Source organism: Geodermatophilus ruber, from assembly GCF_900114385.1.
Taxonomy (GTDB): Bacteria; Actinomycetota; Actinomycetes; order Mycobacteriales; family Geodermatophilaceae; genus Geodermatophilus; species Geodermatophilus ruber.
This window is the reverse complement of the sequence record NZ_FOSW01000020.1, coordinates 23050-43197: the sequence shown is the minus strand read 5'-3', so window position 1 is coordinate 43197 and position 20148 is coordinate 23050. Positions and strand designations below refer to the sequence as shown.

Sequence of the window (20148 nt, the reverse complement as noted above, 5' to 3'; positions counted from 1 at the left end):
TGTCTCGTGTCCGCCGCCCCGACCGCCCGGTCGTCCGCTCCCGGAGCCGCTCCGCGGCTGATCCGGCGCGTGCACATCGACCTCGGCCGGGTGTGGTCGGCGCTCTGTCGCTGACCACGTCCCGCCGCTCCTCTTTCCCCCTCTCCCGTTCACCCCGGTCGGTGCCGTGGCGCGCCGCCGGTCGCCTGCCCTGCGAGGACCACCATGCCGATCGAGTTCCTGGGCATCGCCGCCACCAACGACGGATCCGAGACCAACCCGCGCTCGGGGCCCAGCTTCGACAAGGACTTCACCCTGCGGCTCGGCCGCGCGCACGAGGACTTCGGCTGGGACCGGGTGCTGTTCGCCTACGGCTCCGGCTCCCCCGAACCCTCCGCGGCGGCCGCCTTCCTGCTCTCCCGCACCGAGGCGCTGCAGGTGCTGCTCGCCCACCGCCCCAACGTGAGCTACCCGACGTTCGCCGCGAAGACGTTCGCCACCCTCGACCGGATCGGCGAGGGCCGGCTGACCGTCCACTTCATCACCGGCGGTACCGACACCGAGCAGCAGCGCGAGGGTGACTACCTGGGCAAGGACGAGCGCTACCGGCGCACCCGCGAGTACATCCAGATCGTCAAGAAGGCCTGGACCTCGCGCGAGCCGTTCGACTGGGACGGCGAGTTCTACCGCTTCGCGGACTTCGTCAGCGACACCTTCCCGGTCCAGCAGCCGCGCCCGGACGTCTCCTTCGGCGGGTCGTCCGAGGCCGCCTACGCGGCCGGCGGCGCGGAGGCGGACATCTTCGCGCTGTGGGGCGAGCCGCTGGCCGAGACCGCCGCGCAGATCGAGCGGGTGCACGCCGCCGCCCGCGCGGCCGGGCGGACGACGATGCCGCGCATCCAGGTCGCCTTCCGGCCCATCATCGCCCCCACCGAGGAGCTGGCCTGGGAGAAGGCCCAGCGCACGGTCGAGCGGATCAACGCCCACACCACGGGCGGCCAGCAGCCGATCTCGCGCCGCCACCCGCTGAGCTCGCCGGAGAACACCGGCTCGCAGCGACTGCTGGAGATCGCCGAGCGCGGCCAGCGGTTCGACCGCGCGCTGTGGACGCCGACGGCGAAGGCGACCGGCGGGGCGGGCAACTCCAACGCCCTGGTGGGCACGCCGGAGACGGTGGCGCAGGCGCTGCTCGACTACGTCGACCTGGGCGTGGACATCATCTCGATGCGCGGCTACGACCTCCTCGGCGACGCCATCGACGTCGGCCGTTACGTGATCCCGCTGGTCCGCGACGAGGTCGCCACGCGCGACGCGGCCGCGGCGGGAGCGGCGGCGTGAGCACCGTCGCCGTCGTCGGCAACCCCAAGCCCCGCTCCCGCACCCGCGCGGCGGCAGAACTGGTCGCCGAGCGGCTGACCGGGGCACCGCCGGACAGCGTGATCGACGTCGTCGACCTCGGCGCCGGCCTGCTCGGCTGGGGTGACCCGGCAGTCCAGGACGCCGTCGCCGCGGTGCGGGCCGCCGATGTCGCCGTCGTCGCCAGCCCCACCTACAAGGCGACCTACACCGGCCTGCTCAAGCTGTTCCTCGACCAGATCGGCACCGGCGACCTCGCCGGCGTCGTCGCGGTTCCGCTGATGCTGGGTGGCGGCCCGGCGCACGCCCTCGCCCCGGAGCTGCTGCTCAAGCCGGTGCTCGTCGAACTCGGGGCGACGGCCCCCACCCGCGGCCTCTACCTGCTCGACAAGGACTGGGACGAGCCGGCGCCCCTGGACGCGTGGCTCGCCACCGCCCGGCCCCAGGTGGCCGCGGCCCGCGCCGTGCGGGCGGGCTGAGGAGGAGCAGTGGAGTGCCTGACCCGTCGTCCCGCCATCGACCTGTTGCGGGTCGCGAGCGCGCTCTGTCCGGGCCGCTGACGCCCCCGCGCACACCTCGCCCACCAACCCCCCTGCGCACACCGGCCCCCACCGGCCGTCAGCGCCCCTGCCCGAGGAAAGTCGATGCTCTCCAGCTCCGCCCTCTCCCCCTCGCCCGTCCTGGCGACGTTCACCGGCACCCCCGCCCGGCTGCACCGTCCCGGGACCCCGACCGAAGAACGCACCGGCTCGGCCGCGCTGGCCGCGGCGCTCGCGGCCGGGGCCGAGCACTGGCTCGGCCTCGTCGAGTACCGGCCCGCAGGCCGGTGGACCCACCTGCTGGCCGCCGATGACGCCGCCGCACTGCTGCACCCGTCGCTGCACCCCGAGCTCGCCACGGCGCAGGTCTGGTTGCTGTCCTGGCTCCCGGACCAGGGAACGCCGCTGCACGACCACGGACGATCCGCCGGCGCCTTCGCCGTCGTCCGCGGCATCCTCACCGAGCGCGTCGTGGCTGCCGGCCGGTCCGCGCACCCCGTACGGCAGGCCACCGACGACCTCACCGCCGGCCGCGTGCGCCACTTCGGCCCGCACTACGTGCACCAGGTGGCCAACACGACCCAGGAGCCGGCGGTCAGCGTGCACGTGTACACGCCCGCCCTGACCGAGATGAACACCTACTCCGTCGAGGAGGGCCGACTGGTGCGCACCGGCACCGAGCAGGCGGGGGTGGACTGGTGACCGCATCGCCGCAGACGACCCGCCCGCCCGGCGCCCGGCTGACCGGCAACTGACCACGCCCGTCCCAACGAGCCCCGCACCCCACCGGTGCGGGGCTCGCTGACGTCGGCCGGCTGGACTTCTACCGCGCCGCGCTGGTCATCGAGCGCGACGGGCTCGTCTGCTACCCGGCCATGCGCTGTGGCACGGTCGACGCGGTCGGCCCGGTCAACTCGGCGTAGGCGGCGGCGTAGAGCCGCAGCCCGTGCGCGGCTTCCTCGGCCTCCTGGCTCAGGGTGCCCTCCGCGGCGGGCAGCGCCAGCGTCGCGGCGGCCGCGTCGCTCAGGTCGGTGAGCGTGGCCAGGTGACGGTCCGCGGCGGCGAGGAGTTGCCGACCGGCGGGGGTGGCGGCGCCGGGCTGACGGCCCAGGCCGATGCGGATCCGGTCGGTCTCGGCCTGCAGGCGGGGCAGCATGGCCGGGACGTCACCCAGGTAGGCGCCGGTCCTGACGCCGTCGCCGACGCGTCGCCGGAGTTCCCGCTGCGCCCGGGTCAGGCGCAGCATGCGAAGCGTCGCGACCGGATTCCGGACGGTGGCCGGCCGACAGGTGGCGAGGATCAGGGGGCCGACGGCAACGACCGTCCGGGCGGTGGTGGTCAGCCGGCTGCGACGCAGGCGCTGGAACAGGAGCCAGGCCGCGGCGGTGAGCAGGCCGAGCACCAGCAGGCCCGCGACAGCGATGACGGTGAGGAACTCCAGCATCGGGTTCTCCAGGTGGGTGCGGAGCGGTGGTGGCGGTGAGGTCAGCGGCTGCGGGCCCGGCTGCGGAGCAGCTCGAGCGCCACCGGGACCAGTGAGACGACGACGATGGCGGCGACGGTGGGCAGCAGGTAGCGGTCGACGTTCGGGATGCGCGAGCCCAGCGCGTAACCGGCCAGGGTGACCCCGATCGACCAGAGCAGGCCGCCGGCGATCTGCCAGGCGGTGAAGGTGCGCGCCGGCACCCCCACCGTGCCGGCCAGCGGGTTGAGCACGGTGCGCACCACGGGGATGAACCGGGCCAGCACGATGGCCTTCGCCGCCCCGTAGCGGTCCAGCGCCGCCCGGGCGCGGGCCACGCCGTCGTGCAACCGGGGCCGGTCAAGCCGATCCAGCAGCGGCGGACCGACCCGGTGGCCGATCCAGAACCCCACCTGCGCCCCCGCCAGCGCGCCGGTCGCGGCGGCGATGAGCACCGCGGGCAGGGACAGGTGCAGCGGCGCGGTGGCCGCAGTGGCGCACAGAAGCCCGGCGGTGAACAGCAACGAGTCGCCGGGCAGGAAGAACCCGACCAGCAGGCCGGTCTCGGCGAACAGGATCAGGAACACCCCGACCGCGCCCAGGGCGGAGAGCAGGCTGCGCGGGTCCAGTGCGTTGAGCGCCTCGACGCTGGTGGAGGCGAGGTGCATGCGGTTCTCCCGGTCGGGACGTGGGACGCTGGTCCTACCGACGACGGTAGTAGAAACTACTGTAGACCGTAGTAGTTGAGGGTGGAGGGTCGACATGGCCGGTGGACGGCGGCGTGGCGCACTCGAGCAGGAGGTGCTCGCCTGCCTGGCCGCGGCCGGGCGGCCACTGACCGTCGCCGACGTGCAGGCCGACCTCGGCAGCGACCTGGCCTACACCACGGTGCTCACCGCGCTGAGCCGGCTGCACGCGAAGGGCGCGCTGACCCGCGAGCCGGCCGGCCGGGGCTACGCCTACGCGCTTTCGGCCGACCCGGGGGCGGCGGTGACCGCGCGGCGGATGTCGCGGCTGCTCGACGCCGGCGAAGACCGGGCCGGCGTGCTCGCCCGCTTCGTGGCCGACCTGAGCCCGGAGGACGAGCGGGTCCTCGCCGAACTGCTCGCGGAGGGCCACCGCGCCGAGCCGGGGAGCCGGCCGTGATCGTCGCGATGACCTTCCCGCTCCTGGTGAGCGTGCTGCTCGCGGCGTCGGCGTCGCGGCTGGGTCGGCGGCTGCCGCCGGCGACGGCGGTGCGGCTGCTCACCATCGCGATGCTGGTCACCGCGCTGGCCACCGGGTTCGTGCTGGCCGTCGCCGGGATGTTGGTGCTCGCGCAGATCCCGCTGGTCGCGGCGCTGGGGCACTACTCGGCGCGCGTGCTGGGCTCCGGGCTGCCCGTGCCGGTGCTGGCCGGTCTGCTGGCCGCGGTGACCGCGTGCGGGCTGCTGGCTGCGGCGCTGCGCCGGGCCGCGCTCGGCGGGCGGGAGTTGGTGCTGGCCGCGGTCGCCTGCCGGCGACTCGGCCCGGCGGTGGGCGGGCTGGTGGTGGTCGAGGACGACGAGCCCGAGGCGTACACGCTGCCCGGGCTCGGCGGCCGCGTGGTGGTCTCCACCGCGATGTTGCGGGCGCTGCCCGCCGACGAGCGGCGGGTGCTGCTGGCCCACGAGTCCGCGCACCTGGCCCGATGGCACCACCTGTGGGTGCAGGCCGCCGAGCTGGCCGCGGCGGCCAACCCGCTGCTGCGCCCGGCAGCCCGCGCGGTGCGGTCGGCGGTGGAGCGCGACGCCGACGAGGTCGCCGCCGCCGAGGTGGGGAGCCGGGAGCTCGCCGCGCGGGCGCTCGCGCGCGCCGGGCTGGCCCGGGCGGCGGCGGCCCGCCGCCGGGCCGCGCCGGCCGCAGCGCTCGCCGGCGCCGATGCCGCGGTCGCCGACCGGGCGCGTGCGCTGCTGGCCGGCCCGCCGCCGCGGCGGCGGATGCTCGCCGGGATGCTGGCCGCGCTGATGCTGGCCACTGGCATCGCGGTGCTGGTGACCGGCGTGGACACCGAGGCGCGGTTCGAGGCCGCGCAGAGCGCCTACGCGCTGCTGCGGTGACCGAGACGCCGGTCCGCCGGCTCGCCGGGACGGCCTGGATCCTGGGCGCGGCGCTGACCGTGCTGATCGGCTGGGTGCTGGTGCACCACCGGCGGCCGCTGGCGGTCGATCTGACGCTGCACGCCGCCGCACTGGCCCACCGCACGCCGGCGCTGACCACCGTGGCGCTCGCGGTGACCGGCAGCTCCGGGGAGCTGGCCTGGGTTCTCGCCGTCGTCGGCGGGCTGCTGGCTGTGCGGTCGCGACCGTGGTGGGTCGGCGCCCTGGCCGGGGCCGCCGCGCTCGGCCTGGGCCAGCTGCTGCGGCTCGGCCTGGTGACCGGGATCGGCCGGGCCCGGCCGCCGGCGGCGGACTGGGCGGCGCGGGCCGGCGGGTACGCACTGCCCTCGGGGCACACCACCACCGCCACCCTCGGCGCCGGGCTGCTCTGCCTGGGCCTGGCCCGCGCGCTGCGCGGGGCGTGGCGGGTCGCCGGCGTCGCTGTCACCGCGTGCTGGGCGGTCGCGGTCGGGCTCACCCGCGTCTACCTGGGCGTGCACTGGCCGACCGACGCGCTCGGCGGCTGGCTGCTCGGAACGCTGCTGACCGTGCTCGCCGCTCTCGCCCTCCTCCGCCTCGCGCCGCGCCGGTCAGGCCGCCTGCCGGGTGCGCAGCGTGCGCAGCAGCAGCACGAGAGCGGCCAGCTGTAGGGCGGCGACGATCGCGACCAGCGCCGGCACCGAGCGGGCGGACAGCCCCCCGGCGAGCGCGCCGCCGGCGACCGCGGCCACGCCCTGCACGGCGGCGAACATGCCGTAGGCGGTCGCCCGGCGGCCGGCCGGCACCAGCTGCGCGACCAGCGCCTTGACGGTGGAGTCCTGCAGGCCGGTGGCCGCGCCCCAGATCAGCACGCCGACGAGCGCGACCGGCCAGGTGCCGGCGAAGGCCAGGGCCGGCACCGCGGCCACCAGGAGCGGCAGCACGACCATCGTCCTGCCGCCCCACCGGTCGTGCACCCAGCCCACGATCAGCGCGGCGATGGCCGCGGCGGCCATCGCCGCGGCGTACACGACCGGCACCGCCGCCGTCGGGGCCAGGTCGGCCTTCACCAGGTGGTAGCCGATCACCCCGAAGGTGACCAGCCCGGCGGTGGTCAGCGCGGTCGAGGCGGCGAACAGCCAGAACGCCCGGGGCAGGTCCCGGCCGGCGCGCAGCAGCGACGTGCGCGGCTGCGGCCCGGCGGCGCGGGCCTGCTCGCGCAGCGGGTCTCCCGTGCGGCGCCGCAGCCACAGCAGCAGCGCGATCGACGCCGCCCCCGGCACGGCGAGGGCGGCCATCGCCGGCCACAGCGCGCCGGTGGCCGCCACCATCGCCGCCACGAGCAGCGGACCGGCAAACGCCCCGACCTGGTCCAGCGCCTTGTGCACGCCGAACCCCCGGCCGAGCCCCACCGGGCCGGCGGCATGGGCGAGCAGGGTGGACTTGGCCGGGCTGCGCACCGCCTTGCCGGTCCGCTCAGCCAGCACCAGCAGGCACCCCACCGCCAGCCCGGCGGCGCCGAGGAACGGGGTGACGGCCAGCAGCGGCACGCAGACGGCGGTCAGCGCGTAGCCGGCGACGGTCGCCGACCAGTAGCCGCCGGAGCGGTCCACCCGGGTGCCGAACGGCAGCCGCAGCACCAGGGCCAGCGCCTCGCCGGCGCCGGTGACCAGACCGACCAGCAGGGCCGAGGCGCCGAGGGAGGCCAGGAGCGGACCGGTGATGGAGCGGGCGCCCTCGTAGACCATGTCCGCCGCCAGGGAGACGATGCCGAAGCCCACGACGGCCCGCCACGGCGACCAGTGCTGCTCCGTCGGCGACGCACCCCCGGGGGCCGCGACGGACACCTCCCCCGGCACCGACGGCGCACCCCCGGCGTGTTCGGACACGAGCTCTCCTTCCGCTCGGCCGCCCAACCCGGCAACCGCTCTTCTACTACAGTTTGACGTAGTATGTCGCTGTCGTGTGGCCCGGCCGCCCTCTCGAGGAGCACCCCGCACATGAACACCCTGCACCGTCTCGACGACCCGCTGCTGACCGCCGTCACCGGCCGGCTACGGGCCCGGCCCGGACTGCGCCAGGCCTTCCGGGCCCCCGCGGCCGTTCCGGCCGGGCGGGAGCCGACGACGCGGGAGGCGCTCGCGGCGTGAGCGGCCTGGTCCACCGCATCCTCGAGCTGCCCGGCTGGCTGGTCCTGCTCGTCGCCGGCCTGGTCGTCTTCACCGAGGACGCGATCTTCGTCGGGTTCGTCGTGCCCGGCGAGACGGTGGCCCTGCTCGCCGGGGCTGCGGCCAAGCTCGGCCACGTCTCCCTCGCCGGCGTGCTCATCGTGGTCGTCGTCGCGGCGATCGTCGGCGACACGGTCGGCTACGAGATCGGCCGCCATCTCGGCCCGCAGGTGCTGGAGTGGCGGATCTTCGCCCGACACGGCGAGCGGCTCGCTGACGCCCAGGACTTCCTCGCCCGCCGCGGCGGCGCCGCGGTCTTCCTCGGCCGCTGGACCGCGTTCTTCCGCGCCGTCATGCCCGCCCTCGCCGGCACCGCCCGGATGCCGTATCCGAAGTTCCTGGCCTGGAACGCCGCCGGCGGGATCACCTGGGGCGCCACCGTCGTCCTGCTCGGCTACGCCGCCGGCGCCTCCTACGCGCGGGTGGAGAAGACCTTCGGCCGCGACGTCGCCGTCGTCGTCCTCGCCATCGTGATCGTCGCCGTCGTCGCCTGGCGGATCCGCAGGCCCCGCGCCGAGCGCCGCGCCGGCACCAGCGACCGCAGATGAGTCACGGGGGCCCAACACGGCGGAAGCGCCGATGGGCTCGGAGGACGGAGAGGGTGCCACGACGTGCACCAGGGATCGCCGGTGCTGATGCTGCTCCTCGTCCATCCGGCCCGAACGGAAGTCGTGACCGCGCAGGCCCAGGGTCGCGGCCTTCGGCCCCACAACGCCCGCACGCAGCGGTGACCGCTGCGGCCCGCCGGCTCGACGGTGATCAGCTGGCCCTCCACGCCGACGCGCCGGAAGCTGGCCCACGCCGGGTCGCTACCACCGAACAGGGAGGCCGCGATCCCGTGCAGTGTCGTCGGGTGTTGCTGTCACGACGCGCTCCCTGCGTGGTCGGGAGGCCACCCCGAGGCGGGCACGAGCCAGGCTCGGGACGCCTGGGGACGGCGATGGGGCTGGGCTCGTGCCCGGCGAGGACTCAATCCTCGACGTCGGTCTGCTGGGCGAGCGGCTGCCCGGTGCCGGCGTCGACCACCACCTCGGTGACCGTTCCGTCCGCGCTTCGGACCTCGACGCTGTAGACGACGTAGCCGTTCTCCGCGTCCAAGCCGGTCTGCTGGACGGTACCGGGCACCGCGGCCAGGGCCGCCTGCTCGGCCTGCCGCTGAGTCACGGTGGCCAGCTGCTGCAGGGCTGCCCGCTCCTGGGTGTCGCTCTGTCCGGTCTTCTCGCCGTCAGGCCGCTCGGCCTCGGCCGGCGCGGGGACCGAGCCGGTGATGGCCGGGTCCTCCTCCTGGCTGCCGGGGCCGCCGTCGGGATTGTCGGCATGCTCAGCTTCGGCCTGCTGCTGGTCCGCCACGGGCGGGGGTGCCCCGGCGCCGCCCGCGGCCGCGGCGATCGAGGCGCCGCCACCGACGGCGGCGGCCAGCACGCCCGCAGCAGCCAGCTTCGCCTTGCGTCCACGCAGATTCATCGGTCTCCTCCTCCGCACGGGTGCCGGGCGGCACCCGTGCGACCACCGTGCGCGCCGGCTGCTGTGCCGACGCTGAGACCGGCTGGTCCCGGTGGCGCGCGAGGCCCGGCGGAGCCGCCGGGCGGGCTGACCGGCCCCGCAGTTCCTCAGCCGTTTCTCAGCGCCCGACGACGAGCCTGGCCCCATGACGCACACGCGATCGTGGATCGCCGTCCCGGTGACCGTGGCGACGCTGCTCGTCGCCGGCTGCGGCCCGGGCGCACCGGGGGCCCCCGGGGCGGCCGGCGGCCCGGCATCCGCCAGTGAGTCCAACCCGCTCGGCGACATCCCGGACAACCAGGTCTACGTCGTCCACCCCTCCCCGGACGGCCGGTTCTCGGTGCAGGTGCCCGAGGGGTGGGCCCGCACCGATCTGCCGGACGGGGTGTCCTTCACCGACAAGCTCAACACGGTCACCGTGCAGGAGCTGACCGGCCGGCCGCAGCCCACGCCGGACTCGGTGCGGACCGATGAGCTGACCGTCGTCGCCGATGGCCTCGCCGGCGTCGCGGTCGGCGACGTCACGGCGGCGGCGCTGCCGTCCGGTCCGGCGCTGCACGCCACCTGGTCGGCGGACTCGGCGCCGGACCCGGTCACCGGCCGGACGGTGCGGGACGACGTCGAGACGTTCGTGTTCTGGCGCGACGGCACGGAAGTGCTGCTGACACTGAGCGGGCCGAAGGGCGCGGACAACGTGGACCCGTGGCGGCAGATCAGCCAGTCGTTCGCCTGGACCTGACGATGACCACGCTGCGGCAACCGGCGGTGGTGGCGCACGACCTCTACCGCTTCTACCGGGCCGGGGACGAGGAGACGCTCGCCCTGCGCGGTGTCTCGCTGACCGTCGCCGCCGGCGAGCTGGTCGTGGTCGCCGGTCCCTCGGGTTCCGGCAAGTCGACGCTGCTCGCGCTCCTCGCCGGGCTGGACGAGCCCGACGGCGGCCACGTGACGCTCGCCGGGGAGCGGATGAGCCACCGCCCGGAGGCCCGCCGGACGCTGCTGCGGCGCCGGCTGGTCGGGGTGCTCCGGCAGTCGGGCAACCTGGTCGGACACCTCGACGTGCGGGGCAACGTGGCGCTGGTGCAGGCGTTGCGCGGCCGGTCGGTACGACCCCGCCGGGCCGTGGCGGACCTGCTGGCGCTGGTCGCGCTCTCCGCTCGCGCGCACGCCCTGCCCGCCGAGTTGTCCGGCGGTGAGCTCGCCCGGGCCGGGCTGGCCGTCGCGCTGGCCGGAGACCCGACGGTGCTGATCGCCGACGAGCCGACCGGGGAGCTCGACCTGGTGAACGAGCGCCGGGTGCTGGGTCTGCTGCGCGAGGTCGCGGCCGACGGCGCGGCGGTGGTGGTGGCCAGCCACAGCGCCGAGGTGGCGGCCGCGGCCGACCGGGTGCTGCGACTGACCGACGGCCGGTGGGCCGGGGAACGGGGCGCGGCATGAGCTCGACCGGAGCGGCGCTGGCCGAGTGCAACGACGTGACTCGCACCTATGGGCGCGGCCCCACAGAGGTCGTGGCCCTGCGGGGGGTCAGCTGCCGGGTGGTCCACGGACAGCGGGTGGCGGTCACCGGGGAGTCCGGCTCGGGCAAGTCCACGCTGCTGCACGTGCTGGCCGGGCTGGAGCCCCCGTCGTCCGGGTGCATCACCTGGCCCGGGCTGGGTCTGCGCGGCGGCCGGCCGGACGGCGTCGGCGTCGTGTTCCAGGCGCCCAGCCTGCTGCCGATGCTCGACGTCGCCGACAACGTCGCCGTCCCGCTGCTGCTCTCCGGGGTCGAGCCGGAGGAGGCGCACCCCCGCGCGCTGGCCGCGCTCGAGCGGTTGGAGCTGGCCGACCTGGCGGGCGCCGCACCGGAGGAGCTCTCCGGCGGACAGGCCCAGCGGGTCGCGTTGGCCCGGGTGCTGGCGGCGGAGCCGGCCCTGGTGCTGGCCGACGAGCCCACCGGCCAGCTGGACCGTCGCACCGCCGGGCACGTGCTCGACGTGCTGCTGGAAACGGTGGACGTGCTGGGGGCGGCGCTGGTCGTCAGCACCCACGACCCCGCGGTGGCCGACCGGCTGGCCGAGCGGTGGCCGATGGCCGACGGCCGGCTGACCGTCCCGGTGCCCAGCGGGGTACGGCGATGATCCTCCGCTGGATCTCCGCCCTCGTCCGCCGCCGGGCGGCACGGCTCACCGCGGTGACGGCCGGTGTGGTGACGGCGGTCGCGCTGCTCGCCGGCATCGGGGCGTTCCTCTCCGCCAGCCAGGCGACGATGACCGAGCGGGCGGTGACCCGCGTCGCCGTCGACTGGCAGGCGCAGGTCGCTGCGGGCGCCGACCCGGCGCGGGTCGCCGACACTCTGGCCGCGCAGCCGGGCACCCGGTCCACCGACATCGTCGGGTTCGCGTCCGTGCCCGGGCTGGCGGCGACGACCGCGGCTGCCGACGGCGGGACGACCGTGCAGACGACCGGCGCCGCCGAGGTGCTCGGCCTGCCGCCGACCTACCGCGCCGACTTCCCGGGACAGCTGCGAACCCTGGCCGGCAGCGACACCGGGGTCCTGCTGGCGCAGCAGACCGCCGCCAACCTGCACGTCGGCCTGGGCGACGTCGTCGCGGTGGCCCGGCCGGGACTGCCGGACGCGACGGTCACCGTCCAGGGCGTGGTGGACCTGCCGCAGGCCGACGCCCTCTTCCAGGTGGTCGGCGCACCGCCGTCGGCTCAGGCCGCGGCGCCGCCGGACAACGTCGTGCTGCTGCCGGACGCCGTGTGGCGGCAGACGTTCGACCCGCTGGCAGCCGGCCGCCCGGACCTGCTCAGCAGCCAGGTGCACGCGGCCCGCGACATCACGCTGCCGCCGGATCCGGCGGCGGCGTTCGTCGCCGAGGGCGGTGCCGCCCGCCACGCCGAGCTCGCCCTGGCCGGTACCGGACGGGTCGGTGACAACCTCGCGGCGACGCTGGACGCGGCCCGCGAGGACGCGCTCTACGCCCAGGTGCTCTTCCTGTTCCTGGGCCTGCCCGGGGCGGTCCTCGCCGGCCTGCTCACGGCGGCGGTCGCCGGGGTCGGCCGGCAGCGCCGTCAGCGGGAGCAGGCGCTGCTGCGCACCTGGGGCGCCACCCACCGGCAGGTCCTCGTCCTGGCGCTCGGCGAGGCGGCGCTGGTGGGTGTCACCGGCGCCGCGGCGGGGCTCGGCCTCGCCGCACTGCTCGGGCGGGTCGCCTTCGGCCCGGCCGCACTCGGGGCCAGGTCGGGCACGGCGCTCGGCTGGGCCGGTCTGGCCGCCGCCGCGGGGCTGGTCGTCGCCGCGGTGACGGTGCTCCTTCCGGCCGAACGGGACTGGCGCAGCACCAGGGTGACCGCGGCGGTCGCCCTGCCGCGGCCGGGCCGGCCGCGCTGGACACGGCTGGGGTTGGACCTGCTCGCCCTGGCGGTGGCCGTGCTGGTCATCCGCGCCACCAGCCGGGTCGGGTACGCGCTCGTGCTGGCACCCGAGGGGGTCGCGGCCATCTCGGTGGACTACTGGGCTTTTCTGGGGCCGGCACTGCTGTGGATCGGCGGCGGGCTGCTGTGCTGGCGGCTGGGCGACCTGCTGCTCCGCCGGGGCCGGGGCCCGCTGGCGGCGGTGGTGCGGCCGATGGCCGGCCCGCTCGCCGGCGTGGTCGCCGCCGGGCTCAGCCGCTCACGGGCCCTGGTCACCCGGGCCGCCGTGGTGCTGGCCCTGGCGATCGCGTTCGCCGTCTCGACGGCGGTGTTCAACGCGACCTACCAGCAGCAGGCCCTGGTGGACGCACGGCTGACCAACGGTGCCGACGTGACGGTCACCGAGTCGCCGGGGGCGCGGGTACCCCCCGCCGCCGGCGGCGCGCTGGCGGCGGTGCCCGGCGTGCGGTCCGCCGAGCCGCTGCAGCACCGATACGCCTACGTCGGCTCCGACCTGCAGGACCTCTACGGCGTGCGGCCGGCCACCGTCGCCGCGGCCACCTCGTTGCAGGACAGCTGGTTCACCGGGGGGACGGCGGCCCAGCTCATGGCCCGGCTCGCGGCGACCCCGGACGGGGTGCTGGTCTCCGCCGAGACGGTGACCGACTACCAGTTGCACCCGGGCGACACGCTGCAACTGCGGGTGCAGAGCACCGCCGGCGGCGGTCCGGTCACCGCGACCTTCCACTACGTCGGCGTGGTCAACGAGTTCCCCACCGCACCCCGGGACAGCTTCCTGGTCGCCAACGCCGACCACCTGGCCGGTGTGACCGGGGACGACACGGTCGGCTCCTTCCTGCTCGACACGGGCGGCCGGGAGGACCGCGCGCTGACCGCCGCGGTCGCCGCCGCGGCCGGCCCCGGCGCCACGGTGCACCCCCTGTCCGCCACGGTGGCGACCATCGGGTCGAGCCTCACCTCGGTCGACCTGCACGGCTTGACCCGCCTGGAGCTCGGCTTCGCCATCGCGTTCGGGGTGGCCGCCGGCGGCCTGGTGCTCGCCCTCGGGCTGACCGAGCGGCGCCGCACGTTCGCCGTGCTGCGCGCGCTGGGCGCCGACGGCCGGCAGGCCGCGGTCTTCGTCGTGGCGGAAGCCGCAGTCGTCCTCGTCCTCGGCCTCGTCCTCGGGTCCACGCTCGGAGCCACCGTGGCTCGGGTGCTCGTCACCGTCCTGTCCGGCGTGTTCGACCCGCCACCGAGCTCGCCCGCCGTGCCGTGGGGCTACCTCGGCCTGCTGAGCGCCGCCGTGGTGGGCGGGATCGTGGTCGCCTGCGCCGCGGTCCTGATGTCCGTGCGCCGGATCGGCGTGGCCGCGATGCGGGACAGTTGACCGGCCACGCTCCGGGGAGGAGGTGAGCGGCGTGCGCGTGCTGCTGGTCGAGGACGAGGTGCGGCTCGCCGAGCACGTCCGGCGCGGACTGGCGGCCGAGGGGTTCGTCGTCGACGTCGTGCACGACGGCAACGACGGGCTGTTCAACGCCCAGGTCAGCGGCTACGACGTCGTCGTCCTGGACATCATGCTGCCCGGACTCAACGGGTACGACGTCTGCCGGCGGATGCGTGCGGCCGGCGTCTGGACACCCGTGCTCATGCTGACCGCGAAGGACGGGGAGTACGACCAGGCCGACGCCCTGGACCTGGGCGCCGACGACTACCTCACCAAGCCGTTCTCCTTCCTCGTGCTGGTGGCCCGGCTGCGCGCACTGATCCGGCGCGGCGCCCCGGTCCGCCCGACCCTGCTGGTCGCCGGTGACCTGACCCTGGACCCGGCCAGCCGGACCGTGCTCCGCGGGGACCGGGAGCTGTCCCTCACCCCGCGTGAGTTCAACCTGCTGCACTTCCTCTTGCGTCACCGCGGCGACGTGGTGTCCAAGACCGCCATCCTGGAGTCCGTCTGGGACCTGAACTACGACGGCGACGAGAACATCGTCGAGGTCTACGTGGGCTACCTCCGGCGCAAGATCGACCAACCCTTCGGTCGGCACGCGGTCGAGACGGTCCGCGGGGCCGGCTACCGGCTGGCGGCCGGGGGTGGTTGACCGGCGGGCGGCCCGGGCCGGCCGCCGATCGTGGACCGTCGTACGCGGCCGTCTGGGCGGCGTCCGGGTGCGCGCCGCGCTCGCCGCGACCCTGGTCGTAGCCCTCATCCTGGCCGTCGCCGCGGTCGCCTTCGTCCTGCTCCAGCGGCACCAACTGGAGGCCACGCTGGCCGGCGTCGCCGAGCAGGAGGCTGCCGCGGTCGCGGCGCAGGTGGCCCGGGACGGTGCGGCCGCGGCGGACCTGAACCCGGCCGGCGCCGGTGAGCAGGCGCTGGTCCAGGTGCTCGACGCCGGCGGGCGGGTGGCGGCCGCGAGTCCGTCCATCGCCGGCGAGCCGCCGCTGGTGGACCCGCGCCCGCAGCCGGGACAGACGGTGGCCGTCCGGGCCGACACGCTACGCATCGCGGAGGAGGAGCCGTTCGCCGTCGCCGTCCGCGGCGTCCGCGGGCCGGACGGCGACGCGGTCGTCATCGCGGCGCAGAGCCTGGAGAGCGCCCAGAGCGCCACCGACGTCCTGGTCCGGCTGCTCGCGCTGGGCTATCCGGTCCTGTTGGTGCTCGTCGCCGGAACGTCCTACTGGCTGACCGGCCGGGCACTGGCGCCGGTCGAGGGAATGCGCCGGCGGGTCGCCGGCATCAACGCCACCGACCTGGACGCGCGGGTGCCGGTTCCGCCCTCACACGATCAGGTGGCAGAGCTCGCGGTCACGCTGAACGAGATGCTCGACCGCCTCGCCGCAGCCACCGTGGCCCAGCGCCGCTTCGTCGCGGACGCCTCTCACGAACTGCGCAGCCCGCTCGCCAGCATCCGCGCTGCCCACGAGGTCGCATCGGTCCACCCGGAGGCGATCGACTGGGCGGTCGTCAACGCCGACGTGCTGACGGACCTGACCCGGCTGGAACGGCTGGTCGACGACCTGCTGTTCCTCGCCCGGACCGACGAACGCGGCCCCCGACCTCAGCGCGAGGACGTCGACCTCGACGACCTCGTGGCGGAGGAAGCCGGCCGTCTGCGCCGGACCACCGGGCTGCAGGTCGTCACCCGGCTGGTGCCGGCCCGCGTCGTCGGCGACCGCCTGCAGTTGGCGCGGGTGTTGCGCAACCTGGCCGACAACGCGGCGCGGCACGCCGTCGACCGGGTCGAGCTAGGGGTGGAACCGAGCGCGGCGGCGGCCGTCATCGACGTGGTGGACGACGGACCCGGCGTCCCCGTGGCCGAGCGGGACCGGGTGTTCGACCGCTTCGTCCGGCTGGACACCAGCCGCGAACGGGCGGCCGGCGGTGCTGGGCTCGGGTTGGCGATCGCGCGGTCGATCGCGCGGGCGCACGGCGGGGACGTGGTGGTACTGGATTCACCGAGCGGGGCGCACCTGCGGCTGCGGGTGCCCCTGTCTGCCGACAGCGGGTCGCGGGATTCAGGCCGGGTTCAGGCGGCTGGGGGCACCCTGCGGTCATGACCACCCCGAGAACCCCTCGTCCCCGCCGCCGTTCCCGCGTGCCGCCGACAACGGCTTCCCCTCCGACCACGGCGCCGCCGGCGGCCTGCTCGCCGCGCTGGTCACCGCACACAAGCGGTTCCGCCGGGGGTGCCGAGACCGCTCCGGCAAGTAGCTGCTCCCGACACGGAGGTTGGCGTCCCCCCGGCGGACCATCCTCACGGTGCTCTGCGAAGACGCAGGCTCCTCCCTACTTCAGGAGGCTCCGTGCGATCACCATGCGCTGGATCTGGTTGGTGCCCTCGTAGATCTGGGTGATCTTGGCGTCGCGCATCATCCGCTCGACCGGAAAGTCGGCGGTGTAGCCGGCCCCGCCGAAGAGCTGGACGGCGTCGGTGGTCACCTTCATCGCGACGTCGGAGGCGAACGCCTTCGCCGAGGCGCACAGCCGGCCCAGGTCCGGGCCGCCGACCTCGCCGCGGGCGGCCGCGACGTAGACCAGGTGCCGGGCCGCCTCGATCTGCATCTCCATGTCGGCGAGCATGAACTGCACGCCCTGGAACTCGGCGACGGCCTTTCCGAACTGGCGGCGCTCCTTGACGTAGGCCACCGCGGCGTCCAGGGCGCCCTGGGCGATGCCGACGGCCTGCGCGCCGATGGTCGGCCGGGTGAAGTCCAGCGTGCGCAGCGCGGTCTTGAAGCCGGTGCCGGGCTCGCCGATGATCCGGTCGGCCGGGATGGTGCAGTCGGTGAAGTACAGCTCGCAGGTGGGCGAGCCCTTGATGCCCATCTTCCGTTCCTTGGGGCCGACGGCGAAGCCCGGGTCGTCGGCGTGCACGACGAACGCGGAGATGCCGCCCGCCCCCTGCTCCGGATCGGTGACGGCCATGACCGTGTACCAGGAGGAGACGCCGGAGTTGGTGATCCACGCCTTGGTGCCGTTGAGCACCCAGGAATCGCCCTCGCGGCGGGCCCGGGTCTTCATCGCCGCGGCGTCGGAGCCGGCCTCCCGCTCGGACAGCCCGTAGCTGATCATCGCCTGGCCGGCGGCGATCGAGGGCAGCACGGCCTGCTTGAGCTCCTCCGACCCCGACAGGATGAGCGGCATCGAGCCCAGCTTGTTGACCGCCGGGATCAGCGAGGCCGACGCGTCGACCCGGGCGACCTCCTCGATGACGATGCAGGTCGCGATCGGGTCGGCGCCCTCACCGCCGTAGGCCTCGGGGATGTGCGTGGCGTGGAACCCGGCCGTGGTGAGCGCCTTCTGCGCCTCGATCGGGTACCGCGACTCGGCGTCCACCTCGGCCGCGTGGGGGGCGATCTCCCGCTCGGCGATCTCGCGGACCGCGGCCCGGATCGCCTCGTGCTCCTCGGTCAGCGCGTACAGCCCGCCGGCGTTGTTACCCACAGGTAGATGCTAGGACGCCCCAACAGTTCAGTCTGCAGCGAGCCTCTTCTGCAGCGCCGCGTCACGGGCGACCACCTGCTCGGCCAGCTCGGCCTGGAACCGCTCGACGGCGGCCCGCAGCCCGGGGTCGGCCGCCGCGAGGATGCGGACGGCGAGCAGCCCCGCGTTGCGCCCGCCGCCGATGCTCACCGTCGCCACCGGCACCCCGGCCGGCATCTGCACGATCGACAGCAGGCTGTCCAGCCCGTCGAGCGTGTCCAGCGGGCGCGGGACGCCGATGACCGGCAGCGGCGTGGCGGCGGCCACCATGCCCGGCAGGTGGGCCGCTCCCCCGGCGCCGGCGATCACCACCCGCAGGCCCCGGCCCGCGGCGGACTCGGCGTAGTCGAGCATCCGGCGGGGGGTGCGGTGCGCGGAGACGACGTGCACCTCGTAGGGGATGTCGAACTCGTCCAGCGCCGCGGCGGCCGGCTCCATCATCGGCCAGTCCGAGTCGCTGCCCATGACGATGCCGACGAGCGGGTTCTCCACGGGGCTCCTCAGTGCTCGGGCTCTCGGTGCTCGGACTCGAAGGCGAACGCCGGGTCGATCACGCCATCGGCCAGGTAGCGGGCGGCGGCGACCGCGCGGGCCCGGACCGTGTCGAGATCGTCCCCGAGGGCGGTGACGTGGCCGAGCTTGCGCCCGGGGCGCTGGCCCTTGCCGTACCAGTGCAGCCTGACGTCGGGCCAGTGCGCCATGAGGTGGTGCACCCGCTCGTCGAGGCCCGGCCCGGCCCAGCCTTCCTCGGCGGCCGCGCCCCCGAGCACGTTGGCCATCACCGCCACCGGCGCGGTCATCGCCGTGGAGCCCAGCGGGTAGTCCAGGACGGCGCGCAGGTGCTGCTCGAACTGGCTGGTCCGCGCGCCCTCGATGGTCCAGTGGCCGGAGTTGTGCGGGCGCATCGCCAGCTCGTTGACCAGGACGCCGTCCGGGGTCTCGAACAGCTCGACGGCGAGCACCCCGACGACGCCGACCCGGTCGGCGACCCGCACCGCCAGCTCCTGCGCGGCGGTCGCGGTGCCCTCGTCCAGGCCGGGCGCCGGCGCCAGCACCTCGGTGTTGATGCCGTCGCGCTGCACGGTCTCGACCACGGGCCAGACCGCGACCTGGCCGAACGGTGACCGGGCGACCAGCGCGGACAGCTCCCTGACCATCGGGACCCGCTGCTCGGCCAGCAGGACGTCGTACCGGCCGAAGAGCTCCAGGGTGTCGTCCGGACCGTCGACGACGAAGACGCCGCGCCCGTCGTAGCCGCCGCGCGGCGCCTTGAGGACCACCGGCCAGCCGTGCCGGGCGGCGAAGGCGGCGACCTCCTCGGTCGAGGTGACCTCCGCCCAGGCCGGCTGCGGCTCCCCCGCCGCGGCCAGCGCGCGGCGCAGGACCAGCTTGTCCTGCGCGTGCACCAGCGCCTCCGGCCCCGGTGCGACCCGGTGCCCGGCCGCCTCCAGGGCGCGCAGGTGCTCGGTGGGCACGTGCTCGTGGTCGAAGGTGACCACGGTGGCGCCCTCGGCGGCGGCGAGCAGGGCGTCGAGGTCGCGGTGGTCGCCGAGGCGGACGTCGGCGGCCACGAGGGCGGCCGACTCGTCGGGACCGGTGGACAACACGCGCAGGGACTGGCCGAGGGCGATCGCCGCCTGGTGGGTCATCCGCGCCAGCTGACCACCGCCGACCATGGCGACGACGGGCAGTCCGGTGCGCGGGTCGAGGTGCTCTGCCATGGCGCGTCGAGGGTAGTCGGCCGCCACTCAGCCGGCGGCGGCGACCGCTGCCGCGAGCCGCTGCCCGACGAGCGCCGCCACGTCGTCGGTCGGATGGATCCCGTCCATGCTGGTGCCCCCGACCCAGGTGCCCTCGCTCGCCATGTCGCCCCACGGGTCGACGAACGACCATCCCTGGGACGTGGCCAGCTGGCGGAGGCGGCCGTTGAGCTCCTGCGTCTCCGCCGGCCGGTCGTCGCGCGGCGGGATGGCCGACAGCACCACGGTGGGAACTCCCGCCGCGCCGACGATCTGGAGCAGGTTCGACTCGGTCGTGGGCCACTGCGTGCCCATTGCCAGGTCGTTGGTCCCCGCGAGCACGATGAGCACGTCGGCGTCGACCGACCGCACCCCCGCCAGCATGTCCGTCGTCGTGGCGCCCGGCACGGCCCAGCCGCCAGCGAACTCCAGCTGGGGGTGCTGCCGGGCGGCGGGGATCCACGAGCCCGCACCGACGACGGTCGTCCCGCGCAGCGGCAGGAAGCCAGCGGTGATGGAGTCCCCGACCACGGCGAAGCGCGTCACGTCCGCCGGCGCGGTGGCCGTCCCCGGGGCCGGTGCGGTGGCACCCGGCTCCGTCTCCGGCCGGGGGACCTGCTCCTCCGCGTCCGTCGTCGGCGGGGCCGTCACCGCCCCCGGGGAGGAGTTCTCCGCCGACCGGGTGGCCCCCACCTCCTCCATGAACGAGCCGCCGCCGCAGGCGGCGAGGGCCAGGAGGACGACGACGAGCGGGACGAGCACGAGCCGGCGCCGGACCGACGGCGCAGGAGATCCGTGACCGGGCATGTCCTGAAGTGTGACGCTGCGCCGCTGCCCGGGCGCGGCCCCCCTCCGTACATTGCTTG

General features: G+C 75.6%; 23 protein-coding genes. 15 read left to right on the top strand and 8 right to left on the bottom strand.

All coding sequences use genetic code 11. The features are described 5' to 3' along the window. Positions 1 to 204: 204 nt before the first annotated feature. The 4 genes from BMZ50_RS22415 (at position 205) to BMZ50_RS22405 (ending at position 2576) form a co-directional block, all read left to right on the top strand. Positions 205 to 1317 carry an LLM class flavin-dependent oxidoreductase gene (locus tag BMZ50_RS22415; RefSeq protein WP_091329692.1) on the top strand — a complete coding sequence of 371 codons (1113 nt, stop codon included), beginning with the start codon at positions 205 to 207 and terminating at the stop codon, positions 1315 to 1317. Beyond that, positions 1314 to 1814, top strand: coding sequence for an NAD(P)H-dependent oxidoreductase (locus BMZ50_RS22410; RefSeq protein WP_091329690.1), 501 nt, complete (start codon positions 1314 to 1316; stop codon positions 1812 to 1814). The genes BMZ50_RS22415 and BMZ50_RS22410 overlap by 4 nt, the downstream gene beginning before the upstream one ends. Before the next feature lie 9 nt (positions 1815 to 1823). Then, on the top strand, positions 1824 to 1895 hold the full coding sequence (locus tag BMZ50_RS25335) for a putative leader peptide (RefSeq protein ID WP_425432024.1): 72 nt from the start codon (positions 1824 to 1826) through the stop codon (positions 1893 to 1895). Between the two features lie 84 nt (positions 1896 to 1979). Then, complete coding sequence (locus BMZ50_RS22405; RefSeq protein ID WP_091329688.1) at positions 1980 to 2576, top strand: cysteine dioxygenase; 597 nt, start codon at positions 1980 to 1982, stop codon at positions 2574 to 2576. 163 nt (positions 2577 to 2739) lie between these two features. On the opposite strand, the gene BMZ50_RS22400 is transcribed toward BMZ50_RS22405, so the two are convergent. Both BMZ50_RS22400 and BMZ50_RS22395 read right to left on the bottom strand, forming a co-directional pair. Continuing rightward, positions 2740 to 3318 carry a hypothetical protein gene (locus BMZ50_RS22400; protein WP_091329686.1) on the bottom strand — a complete coding sequence of 193 codons (579 nt, stop codon included), beginning with the start codon at positions 3316 to 3318 and terminating at the stop codon, positions 2740 to 2742. 41 nt (positions 3319 to 3359) lie between these two features. After that, positions 3360 to 4004 (bottom strand): DedA family protein, encoded by a 645-nt coding sequence (locus tag BMZ50_RS22395; RefSeq protein ID WP_091329684.1) that lies wholly within the window; start codon positions 4002 to 4004, stop codon positions 3360 to 3362. A gap of 94 nt (positions 4005 to 4098) precedes the next feature. Here BMZ50_RS22395 and BMZ50_RS22390 point away from each other — a divergent pair, with 94 nt between their 5' ends. The 3 genes from BMZ50_RS22390 to BMZ50_RS22380 are packed head-to-tail and all read left to right on the top strand — an operon-like array spanning position 4099 to position 6103. Continuing rightward, entirely contained in the window at positions 4099 to 4482 is a 384-nt protein-coding gene (locus tag BMZ50_RS22390; protein ID WP_091329682.1) for a BlaI/MecI/CopY family transcriptional regulator, read from the top strand. Next, the gene (locus BMZ50_RS22385) at positions 4479 to 5414 is read left to right on the top strand and encodes a M56 family metallopeptidase (protein WP_218146390.1); all 936 of its coding nucleotides are present in this window, start codon (positions 4479 to 4481) and stop codon (positions 5412 to 5414) included. The genes BMZ50_RS22390 and BMZ50_RS22385 overlap by 4 nt, the downstream gene beginning before the upstream one ends. Next, positions 5411 to 6103, top strand: coding sequence for a phosphatase PAP2 family protein (locus tag BMZ50_RS22380; protein ID WP_091329680.1), 693 nt, complete (start codon positions 5411 to 5413; stop codon positions 6101 to 6103). The genes BMZ50_RS22385 and BMZ50_RS22380 overlap by 4 nt, the downstream gene beginning before the upstream one ends. On the opposite strand, the gene BMZ50_RS22375 is transcribed toward BMZ50_RS22380, so the two are convergent. Further along, positions 6044 to 7321, bottom strand: a complete 1278-nt coding sequence (locus tag BMZ50_RS22375) for an MFS transporter (RefSeq protein WP_218146389.1) — start codon at positions 7319 to 7321, stop codon at positions 6044 to 6046. The two genes, BMZ50_RS22380 and BMZ50_RS22375, sit on opposite strands and share 60 nt — an antisense overlap. Positions 7322 to 7432: 111 nt before the next feature. Here BMZ50_RS22375 and BMZ50_RS24440 point away from each other — a divergent pair, with 111 nt between their 5' ends. After that, positions 7433 to 7582 carry a hypothetical protein gene (locus BMZ50_RS24440; protein WP_177212943.1) on the top strand — a complete coding sequence of 50 codons (150 nt, stop codon included), beginning with the start codon at positions 7433 to 7435 and terminating at the stop codon, positions 7580 to 7582. Next, entirely contained in the window at positions 7579 to 8208 is a 630-nt protein-coding gene (locus tag BMZ50_RS22370) for a DedA family protein (protein ID WP_091329678.1), read from the top strand. The genes BMZ50_RS24440 and BMZ50_RS22370 overlap by 4 nt, the downstream gene beginning before the upstream one ends. Before the next feature lie 421 nt (positions 8209 to 8629). Here the strand turns inward: BMZ50_RS22370 and BMZ50_RS24435 are convergent, their stop codons facing one another. Beyond that, on the bottom strand, positions 8630 to 9124 hold the full coding sequence (locus tag BMZ50_RS24435; protein ID WP_177212942.1) for a PepSY domain-containing protein: 495 nt from the start codon (positions 9122 to 9124) through the stop codon (positions 8630 to 8632). Between the two features lie 184 nt (positions 9125 to 9308). Here BMZ50_RS24435 and BMZ50_RS22360 point away from each other — a divergent pair, with 184 nt between their 5' ends. The 6 genes from BMZ50_RS22360 (at position 9309) to BMZ50_RS22335 (ending at position 16117) form a co-directional block, all read left to right on the top strand. Continuing rightward, complete coding sequence (locus tag BMZ50_RS22360) at positions 9309 to 9902, top strand: hypothetical protein (RefSeq protein ID WP_177212941.1); 594 nt, start codon at positions 9309 to 9311, stop codon at positions 9900 to 9902. A gap of 2 nt (positions 9903 to 9904) precedes the next feature. Beyond that, on the top strand, positions 9905 to 10600 hold the full coding sequence (locus BMZ50_RS22355; protein WP_091329672.1) for an ABC transporter ATP-binding protein: 696 nt from the start codon (positions 9905 to 9907) through the stop codon (positions 10598 to 10600). Further along, positions 10597 to 11283 (top strand): ABC transporter ATP-binding protein, encoded by a 687-nt coding sequence (locus BMZ50_RS22350; RefSeq protein WP_091329747.1) that lies wholly within the window; start codon positions 10597 to 10599, stop codon positions 11281 to 11283. The genes BMZ50_RS22355 and BMZ50_RS22350 overlap by 4 nt, the downstream gene beginning before the upstream one ends. Next, the gene (locus tag BMZ50_RS22345) at positions 11280 to 13952 is read left to right on the top strand and encodes an FtsX-like permease family protein (protein WP_091329670.1); all 2673 of its coding nucleotides are present in this window, start codon (positions 11280 to 11282) and stop codon (positions 13950 to 13952) included. The genes BMZ50_RS22350 and BMZ50_RS22345 overlap by 4 nt, the downstream gene beginning before the upstream one ends. Before the next feature lie 22 nt (positions 13953 to 13974). Next, positions 13975 to 14661, top strand: coding sequence for a response regulator transcription factor (locus tag BMZ50_RS22340; protein WP_245753812.1), 687 nt, complete (start codon positions 13975 to 13977; stop codon positions 14659 to 14661). 67 nt (positions 14662 to 14728) lie between these two features. Then, positions 14729 to 16117, top strand: coding sequence for an ATP-binding protein (locus tag BMZ50_RS22335; protein WP_143087257.1), 1389 nt, complete (start codon positions 14729 to 14731; stop codon positions 16115 to 16117). Positions 16118 to 16346: 229 nt separating this feature from the next. On the opposite strand, the gene BMZ50_RS22330 is transcribed toward BMZ50_RS22335, so the two are convergent. The 4 genes from BMZ50_RS22330 to BMZ50_RS22315 are packed head-to-tail and all read right to left on the bottom strand — an operon-like array spanning position 16347 to position 20089. Further along, positions 16347 to 17504 (bottom strand): acyl-CoA dehydrogenase family protein, encoded by a 1158-nt coding sequence (locus BMZ50_RS22330; RefSeq protein ID WP_091329664.1) that lies wholly within the window; start codon positions 17502 to 17504, stop codon positions 16347 to 16349. 27 nt (positions 17505 to 17531) lie between these two features. Continuing rightward, entirely contained in the window at positions 17532 to 18035 is a 504-nt protein-coding gene (purE, locus tag BMZ50_RS22325) for a 5-(carboxyamino)imidazole ribonucleotide mutase (RefSeq protein WP_245753811.1), read from the bottom strand. Between the two features lie 8 nt (positions 18036 to 18043). After that, entirely contained in the window at positions 18044 to 19264 is a 1221-nt protein-coding gene (locus BMZ50_RS22320; RefSeq protein ID WP_091329662.1) for a 5-(carboxyamino)imidazole ribonucleotide synthase, read from the bottom strand. A 27-nt stretch (positions 19265 to 19291) separates the two neighbouring features. Beyond that, positions 19292 to 20089, bottom strand: a complete 798-nt coding sequence (locus tag BMZ50_RS22315; protein ID WP_143087256.1) for an SGNH/GDSL hydrolase family protein — start codon at positions 20087 to 20089, stop codon at positions 19292 to 19294. Between the last annotated feature and the right edge of the window lie 59 nt (positions 20090 to 20148).